Source organism: Actinomadura rifamycini DSM 43936 (assembly GCF_000425065.1).
Classification (GTDB): Bacteria; Actinomycetota; Actinomycetes; order Streptosporangiales; family Streptosporangiaceae; genus Spirillospora; species Spirillospora rifamycini.
Genome location: NZ_AULB01000022.1, coordinates 110008 through 128467 on the forward strand (window position 1 = coordinate 110008; position 18460 = coordinate 128467).

Genomic DNA, 18460 nt, shown 5'->3' on the forward strand with positions numbered 1-18460 from the left:
GCGTCCGCTCTGCCCCCTGCCCGCTCGCCGCCTCGCCCCTGCCCCACCGACCGACCCATCGACCGCGTCCCGACCTGTGAAAGCGGGCCCACCGGAACCACGGAGCCGATGAACAGCAACCCGATGTACATGGAGTACGTCGACGACGCCGATCCCGAGGAGCCGGCGCCGCCTCGGCGCGGCTGGCGCATCCTCGGCTGGGTGTGCATCGGCCTGTCGGCGGTCATGGTGGTCGGCTCCCTCACCGCCTACGGCCTGTACCGGCAGGCGTTCGGCAACATCGCGCACGAGGACGTCAACGCCAAGCTCGGGCCCGACCGGCCGGAGAAGCTGAACGAGGCGATGAACATCCTGCTCCTCGGGTCCGACACCCGCGCGGGCGCGAACGCCGAGTACGGCCGGCAGATGAAGGACGACCCGCCGCGCTCGGACACGATGATCCTGCTGCACCTGTCCCCCGGCGGCGAGCAGGCGATGGCGATCAGCTTCCCCCGCGACCTGATGGTGCAGCGCCCCGAGTGCGAGGACCGCGAGGGCAAGCCGGTCCCGGGCGCCGGCCGGGCGCAGATCAACACGGCGTTCACCGTCGGCGGCGCCACCTGCGTCATCAAGACGCTGGAGGCGATGACCGACATCCGCATCGACCACTTCGTGCAGGTCGACTTCGCGGGCTTCAAGAACATCACCACCGCCGTCGGCGGCGTCCCGGTGTGCCTCAACCAGAACGTCAACGACCCCAAGTCCGGGCTGAAGCTGACCAAGGGCGAGCACGAGATCCAGGGCGAGCAGGCGCTGGCGTACGTCCGCGCCCGCTACACCCTCGGCGACGGCACCGACACCAGCCGGATCAAGCGGCAGCAGAAGTTCCTGGGCGCGCTCGCCGCCAAGGTGATGAGCCGCGGCGTGCTCACCAACCCCAAGGCGCTGTTCGAGCTGCTCAACGCGACGACGAAGTCCCTCACCACCGACAGCGAGCTGTCGGTGACCGCGATGATGGACATCGCGCAGGGCATGCAGGGCCTCTCGTCCGGGAAGCTGCGCTTCGTGACCGTCCCGAATGGCCAGGACCCCCTCGACAAGAACCGGCTCGCCCTCGCCCCCGGCGCCGACGCGTTCTTCAAGTCCGTCCGCGAGGACAAGAAGCCTCCGGAGGAGGAGAAGAAGGACGGGGCCCAGCCGAAGACGCCCGCGCCGACGATCCCGCCGAACCAGATCCGGGTGCGGGTCTTCAACGGCAGCGGCACGGACGGCCAGGCCGGGCGCGTCGCCGACTCCCTCGAGGCGCAGGGCTTCCAGGTCACGGTCGGTGGAAACGCCGAGCGGACAACGGCCACCAAGGTGCTGTACGGTTCCGGTGCGGAGAACCAGGCGAAGAGCCTGGCGGCGCTCATCCCGAGCAAGCCGGCGCCCGCGGCGCAGACCGGCGGTGCGGAGCCCGGGGTCGTCGACCTCGTCATCGGCGCCGACTGGACCGACCTCAAGGGCGGCCAGCGGGGCATCCCGAAGCAGCAGGGCGAGATCCGCGCCAGCGACAACATCTGCAGCGAAACCTGATCCAGGGGTCGATCGATCGGGGCAGGCGCATGACCCACAGCACGTCCACATCGCAGACGGAGGCACGGGCGGCGGGAACGGTCCCGTCCCCCGGGCCCGCGGCGCCGGACGGGCCCGCCCGGAGCGCGCCCGTCCAGGGCCCGCCCGTACCGGACGGGACGGCCCCCGCGGCGGCCGTCCCGGCGCCCGCCGGGCCCCCGCCCGCGGCGGCGCGGCCGCGCAAGCAGCGGGACCCGTTCTTCGACAACGCGAAGTACTTCGCCATCGTGCTGGTCGCCATCGGGCACTCCATCGCGTACCTGCAGAACGTGCCGATGGCCAAGGGCCTGTACCTGTTCATCTACATGTTCCACATGCCGGTGTTCATCGTGCTCACCGGCTACATGTCGCGGAACTGGACGTTCTCGGGCGGCAAGGCGCGGCGGCTCATCACGGCCGTCGGCGTGCCCTACGTCGTGTTCGAGATCGCCTACTCGCTCTACGACTGGGCGGGCACCGGCCGCGGGCGGCTGGAGATCAGCCTCCTCGAGCCCTACTACCTGACCTGGTTCCTGCTCGCGCTGTTCATGTGGCGGCTGTCGACCCCGGTGTGGCAGCAGGTCCGCTGGCCGGTGGCGCTGTCGCTGGTGATCGCGCTGCTGTCCTACACGGGCGAGCTCGGCTCGACGCTCAGCCTGCACCGGGTGCTCGGGCTGCTGCCCTTCTACGTCTTCGGGCTGGTGCTGCGGCCGGAGCACTTCGAGGTGCTGAAGCGGCCGATCGCGCGGCCGATCGGCGCGGTCGTCCTGGCCGGCGGGCTCGGCGTCGCCTACCTGGCGATGGACCGGATGAACATCGACTGGATCTTCTGGCGGCACACGCACGAGGAGCTGGGCGTCGCCAACGTCACCGGCACGCTGATGCGGGTCGCGATGTTCGGCGCCGCGGCCGTCCTCGTCGCGGCGTTCCTGGCCGTGGTCCCGCGCGGGCGGCACTGGTTCACCGGGCTCGGCGCCGCCACCCTGTACGGCTACCTGCTGCACGGCTTCCTGACCCGTGCGATGAACTTCACCGACGGCTGGGACATCGGCTGGCTCAACACCGAGACCGGCGTGCTCGCCGCGGTCGCGACGGCGGCCGTGGTCGTGACGCTGCTGTGCACGCCGCCGGTCGTCCGGGCGATGCGGTGGGCGCTGGAGCCGAAGCTGACCAGGATGTTCGTCCCGCTCCGCCGCCCGGCGAAGAAGTAACCCGCCGCCCGGCGAAGAAGTGACCTGCCGCCGGGCGGAGAAGTAGCCGAACGCGCGCGCGTCCGGGGCGCGGTCCCGGGCGCGGCACCGGGACGGCCCCGGGAAGCCGCTACGAACCAGGCGCACCCCGGCGAAAGACCCGAATCGTCCGCCGAAGGGCCGAAGCACCAGTACAGTGACCGTGCCGTTACCTCCACGGCGCCGTGACGTCTCCCCTCGGAAATATGGTTGTTACCTCCCCTTCGTCGAGTCCTCCGCCGAGCGGCCGGACGCCGTCCTCCGGGACGGACGCCCCGCACGGTCCCGCCGACCCCCCGGGCCGGCCGTCCGCACGGCGCGACGCCTTCTTCGACAACGCCAAGTTCTGCGCGGCGGTCCTCGTCGTGGTCGGCCACGTCTGGGCCAACTTCGGCGACAGCCACGCCGTAACGGCCGCCTACACCGTGCTGTACGCGTTCCACATGCCGGTGTTCGTCTTCATCTCCGGCTTCTTCTCGCGCGGCTTCATGCGGTCGACGGACAAGTTCCGCAGCATCCTGCCGACGCTCGTGGTCCCGTACCTGATCTTCATCGTCCCGTACCGGCTGCAGCTGGTCTTCATCAACGGGGCGGACTTCGATCTGCACGAGCTGTTCCGGCCGCACTACCTGATGTGGTTCCTGGTCGCCATGGTGTTCTGGCGGCTGAGCGCGCCGCTGTGGAGCCACCTGCGGTACCCCACGACGGTGTCGGTGGTGCTGTGCCTGATCGCCGGGAGCTGGGCGTTCAACGCCGACGGGACGGTCGCCCGGACGGTCGGGCTGCTGCCGTTCTTCGTGCTCGGCCTGACGGTCGACCCCGCGCTCGTCCAGCGGCTCAAGGCCCGCTGGGCGCGCTGGGCGGGCGCGGCCGTGCTGGTCGCGGCGCTGCCGATCGCCTACGTGTGGCAGCTCGGCACGGTCGTCCCGGAGATCAACTCGGACCTGCTGTGGTGGAACCGGGGCTATGAGGCCATGGAGTACTCCGCCCTGGAGGGCATGGGCCTGCGGTTCGCGGCCATGCTCGCCGCGCTGCTGCTCGGGGCGGCGTTCCTCGCCGTCATCCCGCGCAACACGACGTGGTTCACCGCCATGGGCGCCCGCACGATGTTCATCTACCTGCTGCACGGGCTCGTCGTGAAGGTGTTCGACTACGGCGGCTACTTCGAGACCGAGGCCCTGCACACCCCCGCCGGGATCGTCGCGGTGACGCTGGGCGCCGTGGCGCTGGGCGTCCTGCTCGGCACCGCTCCGGTGCGGCGGCTGTTCCGCTGGGCCGTCGAACCCCGCGCCGACCGGCTTCTCAAGCCACGGCAAAGCAGGACGTAGTATCGATCTACGCTAGCGGCTACCGTTCCCCTCGTCTCCCCGTTAACCGATTGGCCAGCGCGTGAGCAGTGACAACAACGACGTCTCGTTGAGCATCATCGTCCCGGTGCACAAGGTGCAGGGCTACCTCCGCCAGTGCATGGAGTCGATCCTCGAGCCGGGCATCCCGAACCTCGAAGTGATCGCCATCGACGACTGCTCGCCGGACGCCTGCGGGCTCATCCTCGACGAGTTCGCCGAGCGGGACTCGCGGGTGCGGGTCCGGCACCTCACCGAGAACGTGGGCCTCGGCCAGGCCCGCAACGTCGGGCTCGACATGGCGACGGGCGACTACATCTGGTTCTTCGACAGCGACGACTACGCCACCGAGGGCGCCGTCCGCGCGATCCTCGACCGGCTCTCCGAGACGCGCCCGGACGTCCTGATGTTCGACTACGCGCGGTCGTACTGGAACGGGCGGGTCAAGCGCAGCATCATCAACCACCTGTTCCGGGAGCCGCCGGCGCCGGACGTGTTCTCGCTCGCCGAGCGCCCGCAGTGCCTGGAGATGTTCACCTCGGTCTGGAACCGGGCGATCCGCCGCGAGTTCCTGATCGAGACGGGGCTGCGGTCCAACAGCGGCTACTACGAGGACGTCAGCATCACCTACCCGATCCTCATGGCCGCCGAGCGGATCAGCCTGCTGGACCGGGTCTGCTACATCTACCGGCAGCGCCGCCGCGGCGCGATCACCAAGACGGCGAGCGCCAAGCACTTCGACGCGTTCGACCAGTACGACCGCATCTTCGCGTTCATGGACCAGCTCGGCCCGTCGGCGGACCAGTTCCGCCCCACGATGTTCAACCGGGCGATCTGGCACCTGCTCGTCATCATCGAGCGGCCCGACCGCATCGTCGCGTCGGAGAAGCAGCGCTTCTTCACCGAGATGTCGAAGTGGTACAACCGGTACCGGCCGCCGGGGCACGTCCCGCCGGAGGACGAGCCGCGCCTCGCCGACAAGCACCGCGCGATCGAGCGGAACGACTTCCGCGCCTGGGAGCGGCTCAGCTCGCCGAAACTGGCGGCGAAGGCGAAGAAGGGCACGAAGAAGGTCCGCAAGCTGCAGAAGCGCGGCGTCGTCCGCTCCAAGCAGGTCGCGAAGGAGCGGTACTTCTACCAGATGCGGCTGCGGATGCCGATCGAGGAGAACCTCGCCGTCTTCGCCGCCTACTGGTACCGCGGGTACGCCTGCAACCCGGCCGCGATCTACGAGAAGGTGCGGGAGCTCGCCCCCCACATCCGCTGCGTGTGGGTCGTGAAGCCGGGCGGCCGCAAGGACATGCCCGAGGGCGTCGAGTACGTGGTGTCGGGGTCGGCGGACTACTACCGGACGATCGCCGCCGCGAAGTACTTCGTGAACAACGTCAACTTCCCCGACCACCTCGTCAAGCGGCCGGGGCAGGTGCACCTCCAGACGCAGCACGGCACGCCGCTGAAGAAGATGGGCCTCGACCAGATGGAGTACCCGGTCGGCGCCGCCGACATGGACTTCAAGGCCCTCATCGAGCGGTGCGACCGCTGGGACTACCTCGTCTCGTCCAACCCGCTGTCGAGCGAGGCGTGGGAGCGGGCGTACCCGTGCCGCTACGAGATGCTGGAGATCGGGTACCCGCGCAACGACCGCCTGGTCCGCGCCACCGGGAAGGACCGGGTGCGGGCGCGCGCCGACCTCGGCATCCCCGAGGGCAAGACGGCGATCCTGTACGCGCCGACCCACCGCGACTACCAGCGCCGCTACAGCCCGATGTTCGACATCGGGCGGGTCGTCGAGCAGCTCGGCGACGACCACGTCCTGCTGCTGCGGGCGCACTACTTCTACAAGCTCAAGGACATGGCGGCCGACATGGGCTGGCCCGAGGACCGCGTGATCGACGTGTCCAAGCACCCGTCGGTCGAGGACCTGTCCATCGCGTCGGACGCGCTGCTCACCGACTACTCGTCCGTCATGTTCGACTACGCCAACCTCGGCAAGCCGATCGTGATCTACGCCAACGACTGGGAGACCTACCGCCTCACCCGGGGCGTGAACTTCGACCTCACCGAGTTCCCGCCCGGCGTCGTCGCCCGCACGGAGGCCGAGCTCGTCGACGCGTTCGTCTCCCGGTCGGCGTGGGGCGACGCGGCCGCGAAGAACCTCGAGGCGTTCCGCGCGCGCTTCTGCCCGTGGGACGACGGGGACGCGGCCGAGCGGGCCGTGCGCCGCGTCTTCCTCGGCGAGAAGCTCCCGGCGGTCGCCGCGCCCCGCGAGTCGGGGAGCGTCGAGGCGGCGGGCGCCGGGCCGGCCGCGTCCGGCGCGTCCTGACCGCCGCACCGCAGGACCGTCACATCCCCCAATGACCGTCCCGCGACCGGACCCCCGTCCGGCTCGCCGGCTCACGAAGGAGTGGGCATGACCGCCCGCATCAGCGTCATCGTGCTCTCCCACGGCGCCGGGGACGACCTCGGCGACGTCCTCGGGTCGCTCGCCGCCCAGACGTTCCGCGACCTGGAGGTCCTGGTCGTGGACGACGGGACCGGCACGGCCGCGCGCGCGCCGCTGCCCGACGACCGGTTCCGGCTGCTCCGGCGGGGGGCGCCCAGCCGGGGCGCGGCCCGCAACCTGGGCGTGGCCGAGAGCGGCGGCGAGTTCCTGCTGTTCGCCGACTCCGGCGACCCGCTGCCGGAGGGCGCGGTCGCCGCGCTGCTCGGCGCCCTCGAGGCGTCCGGCGCCGAGCTGGCGAAGGGCCCCGACGCGTCCCGCAAGTGGACCGGCCAGGTGTCGCAGTGGAAGGCGCGCGGCGACACGGCCGCGCCGGCGACGGGCACCGACCTGCGGCGCAGCCCCGACCTGCTGTCCGACCGCAAGATCGTCGGGACGCTGCTGCGCCGCTCGTTCTGGGACGCGCACGGCCTGGAGTTCCCCGACCTGTCCCGCGACGACGACCTGCCGGTCATGGTGCGGGCGCTGCACCTGGCGAAGTCCGTCGACGTCGTCCCGGACGTCGTCCTGCACCGGCGGTCGCGGCGGTACGCGCCGACGACCGAGCTGCAGGAGATCGCGGACGGCTTCGCCGCGGCGAACCTCGCCACCACCTTCGTCGCCGAGCAGGGCGACGCCCGGGAGCTGCGGCGCCTGCAGCTCGCCCTCGTCGGCAACGAGCTGAAGGCGTTCCTGGACGTCCTGCCCGACCTGTCCGGGGACGAGCGGGAGCAGGTCATCGCGCTGGCCGCGGCGTACGGGAAGGGCGTGTCGGCGAAGGTGTTCGCCGAGGCGCCCGCGCTGACCCGGCTGAAGTGGCACCTCGCCGCGAGCGGGCACACGATGGAGCTGGTGAAGGTCGTCCGGTACGAGCGCGGCAAGTCGTCGCCGTCGATCGTCCGGGACCCGCTGCGCCGCTACGTCGTCTACCCGTACTGGAAGGACGCCAAGGTCGACGTCCCCCGCGACGTGTACCGGGCGCGCGACGAGGTGAAGATGCGCGGCCGGGCGCACAGCGTGGCATGGGACGGCGACCGGCTCGTCGTCACCGGCGAGGCGTACATCAACTCGGTCAGCTCCCGCCGCCGCTGGACGGCGATCAAGACGGTGACGCTGCGCAGCGGCGGCCGCAAGATCACCGTGCGGGCGCGGCAGACGCCGAAGCCGGGCAAGTCGTCCGGCGGCTGGACCGGTTTCGAGTTCGCGCTGGAGGCCGGGAAGCTGAAGGGCCGCGGCGGCTGGGCCGAGGGCACCTGGGAGGTGCACGCCTCCGTGCTGAACGCGGGCGTGTTCCGGCAGGGCCCGGTCCGCGGCGGCGGCTCGGGGACGGGCGCGAACCCGCCCTACCGGTACGTCGCCGACGACGTCCGCGTCGTCCCGAAGGTCGTGGAAGGCAACCTGGTCGTGCAGGTGGAGCGCGTCCGGGAGAAGGCGACGGCGCTGCGCTGGGACGACCGGACGCTCGTCGTCGAGGTCGAGTCGGCGGGCGGCGCGCCCGCCGAGGCGGTGCTGACGCTCGGCGACTCGCGGGTCCCCGTCCCGGTGGCGGCGCGGCCCGGCGGCTGGACGGCCCGCATCGACCCGGACGCCCTCGACGTCGACATCGACCCCGACTCGATCGACGACACCCGCGACTGGTCGCTGTCGGTGCCGTCGGACGGCGGGGACGACCGCCCGCTCGTCCTCGCGGAGGGCGTCGCGGAGGCGCCGCGCACGTTCGGCGCGCTGGAGGTGAGCGCGGGCCGCGGCCCCAGCGGGTACGTGCGGGTGCGGCGCGCGACGATCCGGCTGTCGGTGGACGAGTGCGGGTGGCGTCCCGACGGGACCCTGACGCTCGCCGCGACGCACCCCGCGCACGCGTCCGGGCAGATCGTCGTGCGCAGCCGCGGGCGCCGCAAGGAATTCGCGTTCGACCTGGTCGGGGACGGCTCGGGCGTGCTGCGCGCGGAGGTCCCGACGGCGGCGGTGCCGAGCGTCGCGGGCGTGCTGCCGCTGCGGCCCGGCCGCTGGGACGTGCTGTTCCGGCCGCCCGGCGAGCGGGCGCTGACCGTCCGGCTGACGGAGGACGCGCAGCGGTCCCTGCCGGAGCCGGTGGAGGTGGCGCGGCGCGGCTACGAGTTGGAGACCAAGAACGGGCGGCTCGTCGTGGCCGTCACCGGCGACGTGTCGGGCGAGGAGAAGAGCGCGGGCGCGAAGTACCGCGAGGAGGCGCGCAAGCGGGTCGCCCGCGACGGGCTCCGCGACGCGGTGCTGTTCTCGTGCTTCAACGGCCGCCAGTTCTCCGACAGCCCGAAGGCGATCCACGAGGAGCTGCTGCGGCGCGGCGCCGACCTGGAGCAGCTCTGGGTCGTCAACGACGCCCAGTGCGAGCTGCCCGACACGCTGAACGCCGTCCGGCTGAACGGCAAGGAGTGGCAGGAGGCGGTGACGACGTCCCGGTACATCGTCACCAACCACCGGCTCGGCGACTGGTTCCAGCGGCACCCCGACCAGATCGTCCTGCAGACCTGGCACGGCACCCCGCTGAAGAAGATCGGCCGGGACGTCAAGGAGGTCCACTTCGCGTACGCGCCGGGGATGAAGTCCGCGCTGCAGAGCAAGGACAAGGGGCCGTCCGGCCCGTCCGTCCCCGAGTGGAGCCACCTGCTGTCGCCGAACCCGTTCAGCACCGAGATCTTCAAGCGCGCGTTCGCGTTCAAGGGCGAGATGCTGGAGGTCGGGTACCCGCGCAACGACCTGCTGCACAGCCCCGACGCGGACGCCGTCGCCAAGCAGGTCCGGTCCCGGCTCGGCATCCCCGAGGGCAAGCGGGTGGTGCTGTACGCGCCGACGTGGCGCGACGACCAGTACTACAGCCGCGGCCGGTACAAGCACGACATGCGCCTCGACCTCGACCGGGCGCGCGACGCGCTCGGCGAGGACCACGTCCTGCTCGTCCGCCTGCACAGCAACGTGGTGGACGGCGTCCAGGAGGACCCGGACGGCTTCGTGCGGGACGTGTCGCTGTACCCCGACATCACCGAGCTGTACCTGATCTCCGACATGATGATCAGCGACTACTCGTCGGTGATGTTCGACTACGCCAACACCCGGCGGCCCATGCTGTTCTTCACCTACGACCTGGCCGACTACCGGGACCGGCTCCGCGGCTTCTACTTCGACTTCGAGGCGGAGGCGCCGGGCCCGCTGGTGGAGACGTCCGACGACCTGATCGACGCGATCCGGGACGTCGAGTCCGCCACCGCGGGGCACGCCGGCCGGTACGACGACTTCGTCGCGCGGTTCTGCCCGCTCGACGACGGCCACGCGGCGGCCCGCACGGTCGACCGCGTCTTCGGGTCGTCCGGCTGACGCCGGGCGACGACCTAGAGAGAACAACCGCACGTGACAACCATCAAGGTCAGCGTCGTCGTGCCCGTCTACGACTGCGTCGGGACGGTCGCGACGGCGCTGCGGAGCGCCCTGGAGCAGTCGATCGCCCCGGAACTCGTCGAGGTGATCGCGGTCGACGACGGCTCCACCGACGGCAGCGCCGAGGAGCTGGACCGGCTCGCGGCGCTGCATCCGCGGCTGACCGTGCTGAAGCGCCCCAACTCCGGCGGGCCCGGCGGGCCGCGCAACACCGGTATCGCGGCGGCCCGCGGCGAGTACCTGTTCTTCCTCGACGCCGACGACCGGCTCGGTCACGAGGCGCTGGAGCGGATGTGCGCCGCCGCGGACGCCCACGGCACCGACGTCGTCATCGGCCGGTACGTCGGGGTGGGGCGGCCCGTCGCGAACTTCACCGAGAACATCGCGCACGTCTCCGTGGACGACCCGGACTTCGACATCTACGCGAAGTCGCTGACCGCGCAGAAGCTGTTCCGCCGGTCGCTGGTCGAGGAGCACCGGATCCGGTTCCCCGAGGACGCGCCGACCGGCGAGGACAAGGTCTTCACCGCCCACGCGCTGCTGCACGCGTCCGGCGGCGTGTCCGTCGTCGCCGACCACGACTGCTACTACCTGGTCGAGCGCGACGACGGCAGCAGCCTCATGCAGAACGGGCTCGCGGCGCGGCCGGGCTACTACGCGAAGGCGGCGCGGCCGCTGCTGGAGAACGTCGTCACGCACCGCGAGCCCGGCCCGATCCGGGACCGGATGCTGCTGCGCCACTTCCACCGGGACGTCCTGCACGCGTTCAACCCCGACTACCCGGGGTCGTCCGAGGAGCGGCGCCGCCGCCTCTGGGAGGAGGCGCGCGCGCTCTGCGACGAGTTCCTCACCGAGCCGGTGCTGATGCGGATGCCGCCGAAGTTCCGGCTGGTCGCGCACTGCCTGCGGCACGGCAACGAGGACCTGCTGGTGCGGGTCATCGAGGCCGCGGACGCCGGGCCGGTCCCGGTCGTCGTCGACAAGGACCGCGCGCACGCCCGCTACCCGGGCTTCCGCGACCCGGCCGCCGGCGTCCCCGACGAGTACTACGACGTCACCGACCGGCTGCGGCTGCGGCGGTCGCTGACGTCGCTGGAGTGGGCCGGCGACCGGCTGCGGGTCGGCTGGACGGCGGAGATCCCCCGGCTGGACCCGGCGGACGGGGCCGTCGCGCTGCTGCTGCGGTCCCGGAAGGGGCGCGCCGAGCGGCGGCTCGCCGCCGAACCGGACGGCGACGGCCACCGGGCCGACCTCGACGCCGCCGCCGGCGGCGTCTGGGACCTGCACGTCGAGGCCCGGCACGGGCAGCTGGCGAAGGAGGCCCGGCTCGGCGCCGCGCGCGCCCCGGGCATCACCGTGCCCGCCGGACGGTTCGTCCGGTGCGCGGACGGGACCGGCGCGGCCGTCGAGCCGTTCTTCACCCGCGAGTACGGCAACCTGTCGTTCACCGTCACCCGCGGCACCGCCGGGGCGGTGCGGCTGCTGCGGTTCGAGGGCGCCGAGTGGGCGCCGGACGGGCGGCTGCGGGTGCGCGGCCGGCTCCCCGCGGCGCCCGCCGCGGCGGCGCTCGTCCGGCTCGGCGTCGCCATCGACCACCGCACCCAGGGCACGTCCCTGCCGGGCGAGGTCCGGTGGGACGAGCTCCCGGGCGGGCCGGCGGGCGACGGGGCCGGCGGCGGCACCGGCGGCGGGTACGGCTTCGCGGCGCTGCTGGACCTGCGCGGGCTCGCCGCCGGGCGCTGGGACGTCTGGCTGGAGGTCACGGTCGGCGGGGACCGGTCGCGGGTGCGGGTGCCGCTGGCGCCGGCGCCGGGCGCGGACCGGTCGGCGCCCGTCCCGTGCGCGCCGCTCGGGCTGCGCCACGCGTCGTTCTACCGCACCGAGGGCGGCAACCTGTCGGTCGAGGTGGTCCCCGGCAAGGTGCCCGCGCTCGCCCGGTCCGCCAAGCGGCGCCTCCGCGCGCCCTTCCCGAAGAAGGACGCCGGCGGCAAAGGGTGACTTCAGGGGCCCCAGCCGTCGTCTGACGTCCCATGGGCGTTGGTAAAATCTGCGTTTTCATCGGGGGAGGGCCGCACCTTGGCAACCGTGGCGAACCACGTCAGGGTCGATGCCGACGACGTCCTCACGATCGGCTGGGACGCGCCCCTGCCGGACGGCGAACGCGTCGTCCTGCGGCACGCGGCGTCCGGCGCCGTCCGGGCCGGACGCGCCGCCGGCGACGGCGCCCGCTGGACGCTGCCGGCCGGCGACCTCGGCACCGGCGCCTGGGAGGCGTGCATCGAGGCGGGCGGCATCGTCCGTCCGTTGCGCACCGACGACCCCGGGTTCTCCCTCGACGGCCTCCTTGTCTACGCCGACCGGCCCCGCGACCGCGCCGTCCGCGTCACCCGCACCCCGGACGGGCGCGCCGGGCTGCGGGTCCGCGCGGTCGCCCCGCACGCCGAGGTCCGCACCGTGCACCCGGGCGGCGGCGAGATCCGCATCGCGGGCCGCCTCGCCTACACCGGCCCGCGGCGCGGCGCCGCCCGCCTGGTCGCCGTCGCCCGCGGCACCGGCCGGCGGGCCGCCTGGCCCGCGCGCCTCGACGGCACCGCCTTCCGCGTCAGCGCGCCCGTCGACGTCCTGACCGCCGAGCCGCCCGCCATCTGGGACCTGTGGCTCGACGCGGACGACGTCCACGCGCGGCTCGCGACCCGCCTCGACGACGCCCCCGGCAAGCGCGGCATGGTCTCCTACCCGCGCCAGCTCGCCGGGGACCGCTCGGTCCGGCCGTACTACACGGTGCGCGACGAGCTCTCCGTCGCCTGCCACGCGCTCGACGGCGGGGACGGCGCCCGATGAGGATCGTCTTCATGCTGCTGGACGCGGCGGCGCTCGACGGCACCGTGCGCAGCACGTTCACGCTCGCGGGCGAGCTGGCCCGCCGCCACGACGTCGAGATCCTCAGCGTGCTGCGCACCACCGACGCCCCCGCGTTCCCGCTCCCCGACCGCGTCCGGCTCCAGCACCTCGTGGACGCCCGGGACGACGCGCGGCTCGCGCGGCTGCGGCCCGGCCGCGCCCGCCGCCTCCACGAGGAGCCCAGCGCGCTCGTCCATCCCGAGGAGCGCTCCTACCGCTTCTTCTCCGCGCTCACCGACGAGCGCATCCCCCGCGCCATGCGGCGGCTCCGCGCCGACGTGCTCGTCACCACCCGCGCGGGCCTGAACGTCGCCGCCGCCCGCTTCGCGCCGTCCCGCATCGCCCGCGTCGGGCAGGAGCACCTGCACCTCGGCATCCACGAGCCCGGCATCCTCGCCGAGATCGAACGCTGGTACCCGAAGCTGGACGCGGTCACCACGCTGACCGGCGCCGACCGCGAGAGCTACGAGCGGCTCATCCCCGGCACGACCGTCCGGACGCTCCGCAACGGCCTGCCCGACCGCGTGTACCCGCGCTCCCGGCAGGAGAACAAGATCGTCGTGGCGGCCGGCCGGCTCGCCTGGATCAAGGGCTACGACCTGCTGATCAAGGCGTTCGCCCGGGTCGCGGAGAAGCACCCCGAGTGGACGCTGCGGATCCACGGCAAGGGCGGCCGGTTCGAGCAGCTCCGCCGCCTCGTCACCCGCCTCGGGCTCTACAACAACGTCATGCTGATGGGCCCGTCGGACGACATCGAGGGCGAGTTCGCGAAGGCGTCGATCCTCGCCGTCCCGTCCCGCGCCGAGGCGTTCGGCATGACGATCGTCGAGGGCTTCGCGTGCGGCCTGCCCGCCGTCGCGTTCGACTGCCCCCGCGGCCCCCGCGAGATCATCACCGACGGGCACGACGGCCTGCTCGTCCCGCCCGAGGATCCGACCGCCCTCGGCGACGCGCTCGTCCGGCTCATCGACGACGGGCCCCTGCGCCGCCGGATGGCCGCGGCGGCGCCCGGCAGCGCCCGCCGCTACGCCGTCCGGTCCGTCGCCGCCGACTGGGAGGACCTCCTCACCGCGCTCCGGTAGCGGCCTCGCCCCGCGGCCCCCGGCAACGCCCATCGATACCGGACATGTCCGGAGGGTGAACGCGCGGTTCCGCTGATCTCACCCCGGCAGTCGGGGAGAATGCCGGAGGCCACTTCCGGACAGTCGCTAGCATCGGAACGGCCCTGACGACGAAAGGACACCCACCATGGCGAACTTCACGCTCGACGACGTTCGGCAACGGACGTACAAGGCGCGTGACGCGTGGTGGACGGTCCTGCTCGTCGACCCGCTCGCCGCGCGGCTGGTGAAGGTCACCGCCAACCGCACCCGCATCACCCCGAACCAGCTCACCGTCGCGGCGCTCGTCCTCGGCCTGGCGGCGGGCGCGTGCTTCGCGATGGCCGACTGGCAGTGGCTGCTCGCGGGCGCGCTGCTGTACCACCTGTCGTTCACGCTCGACTGCATGGACGGCAAGATCGCGCGGCTGAAGGGCACCGGTTCGGTGTTCGGCGCGTGGCTCGACTACATCTTCGACCGGCTGCGGGTCCTCGCCTGCGCGATCGCGCTGATGGCCGGGCAGTACGCCGCCACCGGCAACGTCGCCTACGTGTGGACGGCGCTCGCCGTCGTCTTCCTCGACATGCTCCGCTACATGGACTCCCTCGAGATCTTCAAGGTGCGGGCGCAGATGCGGTCGACGCTGGCGAAGACGCGGCGGGAGGCCGAGTCGCTGGAGCTGGCGGAGCTGCGCGCCGGGGGCGCCGCGCAGGACGAGGTCGGCGCGCGGCTCGCGTCGGCGGAGCGCACCCTGGACGAGGGCGACGCCGAGGACGAGAACCGGGTCGTCGGCGAGGAGGCCGCCGAGAAGGCCGCCGACGCGGTCATGCAGCGGGGCCTCTACACGCGGTTCCCCTGGTACATCCGGATCCGCGACGTGCTCATGCGCGGGCGCATCCGGCCGCACCTGTTCAGCGGCATCGAGTTCCAGATGGGCGTGTTCATCGTCGCGCCGGTCGCCGCCGCGGTCGTCTCGGGCGCGATCATCCCGGTCGTCGCGGTCAGCGCCGCCGGGATGCTGTTCTTCGAGCTCGTGGTCATCTACAAGTTCTGGATGGCGACCCACGCCTACAACCGGAACATGGCCGCGCTGGAGGAGAAGATCTCCGGACACCGGGACCGCCTGCCCGCCGAGGAGTTCGAGCGGATCCAGGCGGGCGCCGGCACCAGCGCCGGCTGACCCGCCCCTCCGGGCCGCCCGCCCGGTGCGCCCGTCCGGCACGCCCGTCCGCGCCGGGGGCCGGGGTCAGCGCTTGATGAACTCGAGCAGGTCGCGGTTGAAGCGCTCCTTGTCGCCCGGGACCATCGCGATGCCGTGGGACCCGCCCTCGTAGACCTTGAGCTCCGCGCCCGGGATGAGCTGCGCGGACTTGCGGCCGGTGGCGTCGATCGGGACGATCTGGTCGTCGTCGCCGTGGACGATCAGCGTCGGGACGTCGAACCGGCGCAGGTCGCCGGTGAAGTCGGTGCGCGCGAACGCGTCCACGCACTTCAGACCGGCCTGGATGTTCTCGTGCATCGCCATGAACCAGAACGCGTCCCGGTTGCCCTGGGTGGCCTTCGAGCCCGGGCGGTTCGCGGAGAAGAACGCCTCGGACGCGTCCTTCCAGTACTGCGAGCGCTCGGTGGCGATGCCCTTCTTGATGTCCTCGAAGACCTGCTCGGGGACGCCTTCCGGGTTGCCCGGCCCCTGGATCATCAGCGGCGGGATGGCCGACAGCAGGACCGCGCGGGAGACCCGGCCCGTGCCGTGGCGGCCGATGTAGCGGGCGAGTTCCCCGCCGCCCATGGAGTGCGCGACGAGCGTCGCGTCCCGCAGGTCGAGCCGCTCCATCAGGTCGTTGAGGTCGTCGGCGAAGGTGTCGAAGTCGTAGCCGGTGAAGGGCTGGCTGGAGCGACCGTGGCCGCGCCGGTCGTGCGCGACGCCCCGGAAGCCGTTGTCGGCGACCGTCCGCATCTGGTCCTCCCAGGCGTCGGCGTTCAGCGGCCACCCGTGGATGAACACCACCGGGTCGCCGTCGCCCCAGTCCTTGTAGAAGATCTCCTCTCCGTCGCGCGTCTTCACGTACCCCATGCGGGTGCCCCCCCGGTTCGCGATGGTGTCGGCCCTTCCTCGGGCGTGACTGCCCGAGGAAGGGCGTCCGGTAAGCCACCGGCGGACCAAGAAACCTTTGCGGCGCCCCGGTGCCCGGCTACGGCGCGGCGGGCGCCTCGGTGCGCGCCGGGGGCCGCGCGAGGAGGTCCGTCCACCGGCGGCAGACCTCGTCGAGCCCGTACGCCGCGCGGACCTGCTCGCGGGCGTCCGCCGCGTCGCCCTCCCAGCGGCCGAGCGCGACGGTGTCGGCGATGGACGCCGCCATGGCGGCCGGGCCGTCGTGGATCCACCGCCGGTCGTAGATCGTGTCGGAGCCGGGCCACGGCAGCAGGGCCGGGACCGCGCCGGACGCCATGCCCTCGGCGGGCGCGAGGTGGAAGCTCTCGTCGTCGCTGGTGGACAGGACGAACCCGATGCGGCGCAGCCAGGACGCGACGTCGCGGCCGTAGGAGTCGAACACCACGCCGCCGGCGAGGAGCGGGGAGCGCCGGATCCGGCGGAACAGCTTCTCGTAGTGCTCCCGCTCCTCGTCCTTCTGCCAGATCCACCAGTACTCCCACGGGAGCTTGGACTTGACGAAGAGCGTGAAGCGCGGGTCGTCGCGGCGCAGCTCCTCCAGCACGTCGACGGCGAGGTCGAGGCGCTTGCGGGACGGCGCGATGCCGATGATCCCGAGGTGGTGCTCCGCCCCGGCGAGCTTCGGCCGGTCGAGCTGCCGGTCGTCCACCCAGTTCGGGACGGTGACGACCTTCTCGGCGGGCCAGCCGGTCATCTCGCGGGTCAGGTCCGTGTAGTGCGGGCTGACGCAGACGACCTGGTCGACGGCGTCGATGTCGAGTTGCTTGGGCCAGGGCGCGTACAGCTCGAACCGGTGGAGCCGGACGACGAGGCGCTGCCCCGCGCGCTTGTTCTTCGCGTACCAGAGCGCGTTCGGGCCGCACCATTCGCAGACGACGACGTCGGCCCACTCGACGAGTTCGCGGCTGCGGTCGGCGTCGTGGGCCTTCAGCGCCGCCCAGTGGTCGACCCGGATCTCCATGTCGGGGCGCGACCGCAGGTAGTCGAGGAGGCGGGTGAAGAACTTCAGGTCGTGCCCCGCGACGCCGACGCGCAGCTTCCGCGCCCCCGGACGGTACGCGGCCGCGGCCGCCGCGACCTGTTCGGCGGGCTCGGGGAACGTCTCGGCGAGGTACCCGCGGAGCCGCGCGGCGGCGGCGTCGAGGCCGAAGCCGGCGGCGGCCGCGCGGCAGCGGTCGACGGCGAGGGTGAACACCTCGGGGTTCTTGCCGATGAGCGCGAGCGCGTCGAGGACGTCGCTCTCGGACGCGGCGAACAGCGGGTAGTCGGCGCCGAACAGCCGCTCGTGCATGGGCGTCCGGTTGAGGACGACCGGGACGCCGAGCATGCCGCATTCGAGGAGCTTGGTCGACAGTTCGAGGCTCGCGTCCATCTCGGGGTGCCGCCACGACAGGCCGACGTCGCAGCCCGCGGTGAGCCGCATCGCCTCGGCGCGCGGGTGGCCGCCGTGCCAGACGACGCCCTCGCCGGTCTCGAGGGCGGTGCGCATCCGGTCGGCGTAGCCGGGGTCGTCCGGGTCGTCGTGGATCTTGTCGCCGACCATGTGCAGTTCGGCGTCCACCCCGCGCCGGCCGAGCAGGCGCGGCAGCGCGCACATCTCGTAGGTGTTCCAGCGCGGCGCGAACTTGCCCGTGTAGACGAGGCGGAGGGCGCGTCCGTCCGGGGTCCCGGCGGGGCGCGGCTCCAGGCCGTCGGGGAGCACGACGACGGGCGGGAACAGGACGCTCTTGCCCGCGGTGGCGGGGACGGCGGCCTCCAGGAAGCCGCGGAGCTCCTCGGTCTGGCAGAGCAGCAGCCGGGACGCGTCGGCGATGCGGCGCAGGTCGGCCTTGGCGGCGTTGTCGAACCGCCCGGCGGACTGCGGCACGTCGGTGAGGTACGTCCACAGCCGTCCGGCGAGGGCGGTGTGGCACAGCTTCCCGGCGAGCCGGCGGCCGCGCACGACGGCGAGGTCGAACGGCCGCTCCGCGTCGATGCGGGCGAGCGCCACCGCGGCCGTCCGCGGCTGCATCGGGGCGTCGCCGTCGATGAGGCGCTCGGCGTGCGGGCTGCGGACGGTGACGCCCGGCAGGCCGCGCAGCGGGTCGACGAGGCGCCCGGTGCGCACCGGCGCCTTCAGGACGAGCGTCACCTCGCAGCCCGCGCGGGCCAGCGCCTGCACCATGCCCTGGACCCAGATCGCCGACCCGTCGATCAGGTTCAGGTCGACGTCGCCGTAGACGAGTGCGCGCGGCTTCACGTGGTCTCCT

At 72.7% G+C, this 18460-nt stretch carries 11 protein-coding genes; 9 read left to right on the plus strand and 2 right to left on the minus strand.

Translation table 11 applies throughout. The features are described from left to right. Positions 1 to 108: 108 nt before the first annotated feature. The 9 genes from H505_RS0121670 (at position 109) to H505_RS43560 (ending at position 15218) form a co-directional block, all read left to right on the plus strand. On the plus strand, positions 109 to 1554 hold the full coding sequence (locus H505_RS0121670) for an LCP family protein (RefSeq protein WP_026403658.1): 1446 nt from the start codon (positions 109 to 111) through the stop codon (positions 1552 to 1554). 29 nt (positions 1555 to 1583) lie between these two features. Further along, a complete protein-coding gene (locus H505_RS43530) occupies positions 1584 to 2783 on the plus strand; it encodes an acyltransferase family protein (protein WP_211238527.1) in 1200 nt (399 codons plus the stop codon). Positions 2784 to 3007: 224 nt separating this feature from the next. Beyond that, positions 3008 to 4129 carry an acyltransferase family protein gene (locus H505_RS43535; protein WP_064743686.1) on the plus strand — a complete coding sequence of 374 codons (1122 nt, stop codon included), beginning with the start codon at positions 3008 to 3010 and terminating at the stop codon, positions 4127 to 4129. Between the two features lie 61 nt (positions 4130 to 4190). Beyond that, complete coding sequence (locus H505_RS43540; RefSeq protein WP_211238528.1) at positions 4191 to 6470, plus strand: bifunctional glycosyltransferase/CDP-glycerol:glycerophosphate glycerophosphotransferase; 2280 nt, start codon at positions 4191 to 4193, stop codon at positions 6468 to 6470. 87 nt (positions 6471 to 6557) lie between these two features. Continuing rightward, complete coding sequence (locus H505_RS0121690; RefSeq protein ID WP_026403659.1) at positions 6558 to 9977, plus strand: bifunctional glycosyltransferase/CDP-glycerol:glycerophosphate glycerophosphotransferase; 3420 nt, start codon at positions 6558 to 6560, stop codon at positions 9975 to 9977. Positions 9978 to 10010: 33 nt separating this feature from the next. Then, a complete protein-coding gene (locus tag H505_RS43545) occupies positions 10011 to 12035 on the plus strand; it encodes a glycosyltransferase family 2 protein (RefSeq protein ID WP_051301000.1) in 2025 nt (674 codons plus the stop codon). Positions 12036 to 12122: 87 nt separating this feature from the next. Further along, the gene (locus H505_RS47910; protein ID WP_051301001.1) at positions 12123 to 12878 is read left to right on the plus strand and encodes a hypothetical protein; all 756 of its coding nucleotides are present in this window, start codon (positions 12123 to 12125) and stop codon (positions 12876 to 12878) included. Further along, entirely contained in the window at positions 12875 to 14020 is a 1146-nt protein-coding gene (locus tag H505_RS43555) for a glycosyltransferase family 4 protein (RefSeq protein WP_084550626.1), read from the plus strand. The genes H505_RS47910 and H505_RS43555 overlap by 4 nt, the downstream gene beginning before the upstream one ends. A gap of 166 nt (positions 14021 to 14186) precedes the next feature. Further along, positions 14187 to 15218, plus strand: a complete 1032-nt coding sequence (locus tag H505_RS43560; RefSeq protein WP_051301003.1) for a CDP-alcohol phosphatidyltransferase family protein — start codon at positions 14187 to 14189, stop codon at positions 15216 to 15218. A 66-nt stretch (positions 15219 to 15284) separates the two neighbouring features. Here H505_RS43560 and H505_RS0121715 read toward each other — a convergent pair whose 3' ends face one another. Together H505_RS0121715 and H505_RS0121720 are read right to left on the minus strand one after the other, a co-directional pair. Beyond that, on the minus strand, positions 15285 to 16112 hold the full coding sequence (locus H505_RS0121715; RefSeq protein ID WP_026403660.1) for an alpha/beta fold hydrolase: 828 nt from the start codon (positions 16110 to 16112) through the stop codon (positions 15285 to 15287). 118 nt (positions 16113 to 16230) lie between these two features. Beyond that, entirely contained in the window at positions 16231 to 18375 is a 2145-nt protein-coding gene (locus tag H505_RS0121720) for a glycosyltransferase (protein ID WP_245592603.1), read from the minus strand. Between the last annotated feature and the right edge of the window lie 85 nt (positions 18376 to 18460).

Excerpts from the sequence above, each read along its gene's own strand:
- H505_RS43555 (WP_084550626.1), top strand. The coding sequence starts at position 12,875 with ATGAGGATCGTCTTCATGCTGCTGGACGCGGCGGCGCTCGACGGCACC.
- H505_RS0121720 (WP_245592603.1), bottom strand. The coding sequence starts at position 18,375 with ATGGTGCAGGCGCTGGCCCGCGCGGGCTGCGAGGTGACGCTCGTCCTG.
- H505_RS43530 (WP_211238527.1), top strand. The coding sequence starts at position 1,584 with ATGACCCACAGCACGTCCACATCGCAGACGGAGGCACGGGCGGCGGGA.
- H505_RS43535 (WP_064743686.1), top strand. The coding sequence starts at position 3,008 with ATGGTTGTTACCTCCCCTTCGTCGAGTCCTCCGCCGAGCGGCCGGACG.
- H505_RS43560 (WP_051301003.1), top strand. The coding sequence starts at position 14,187 with ATGGCGAACTTCACGCTCGACGACGTTCGGCAACGGACGTACAAGGCG.
- H505_RS0121670 (WP_026403658.1), top strand. The coding sequence starts at position 109 with ATGAACAGCAACCCGATGTACATGGAGTACGTCGACGACGCCGATCCC.
- H505_RS0121690 (WP_026403659.1), top strand. The coding sequence starts at position 6,558 with ATGACCGCCCGCATCAGCGTCATCGTGCTCTCCCACGGCGCCGGGGAC.
- H505_RS0121715 (WP_026403660.1), bottom strand. The coding sequence starts at position 16,112 with ATGGGGTACGTGAAGACGCGCGACGGAGAGGAGATCTTCTACAAGGAC.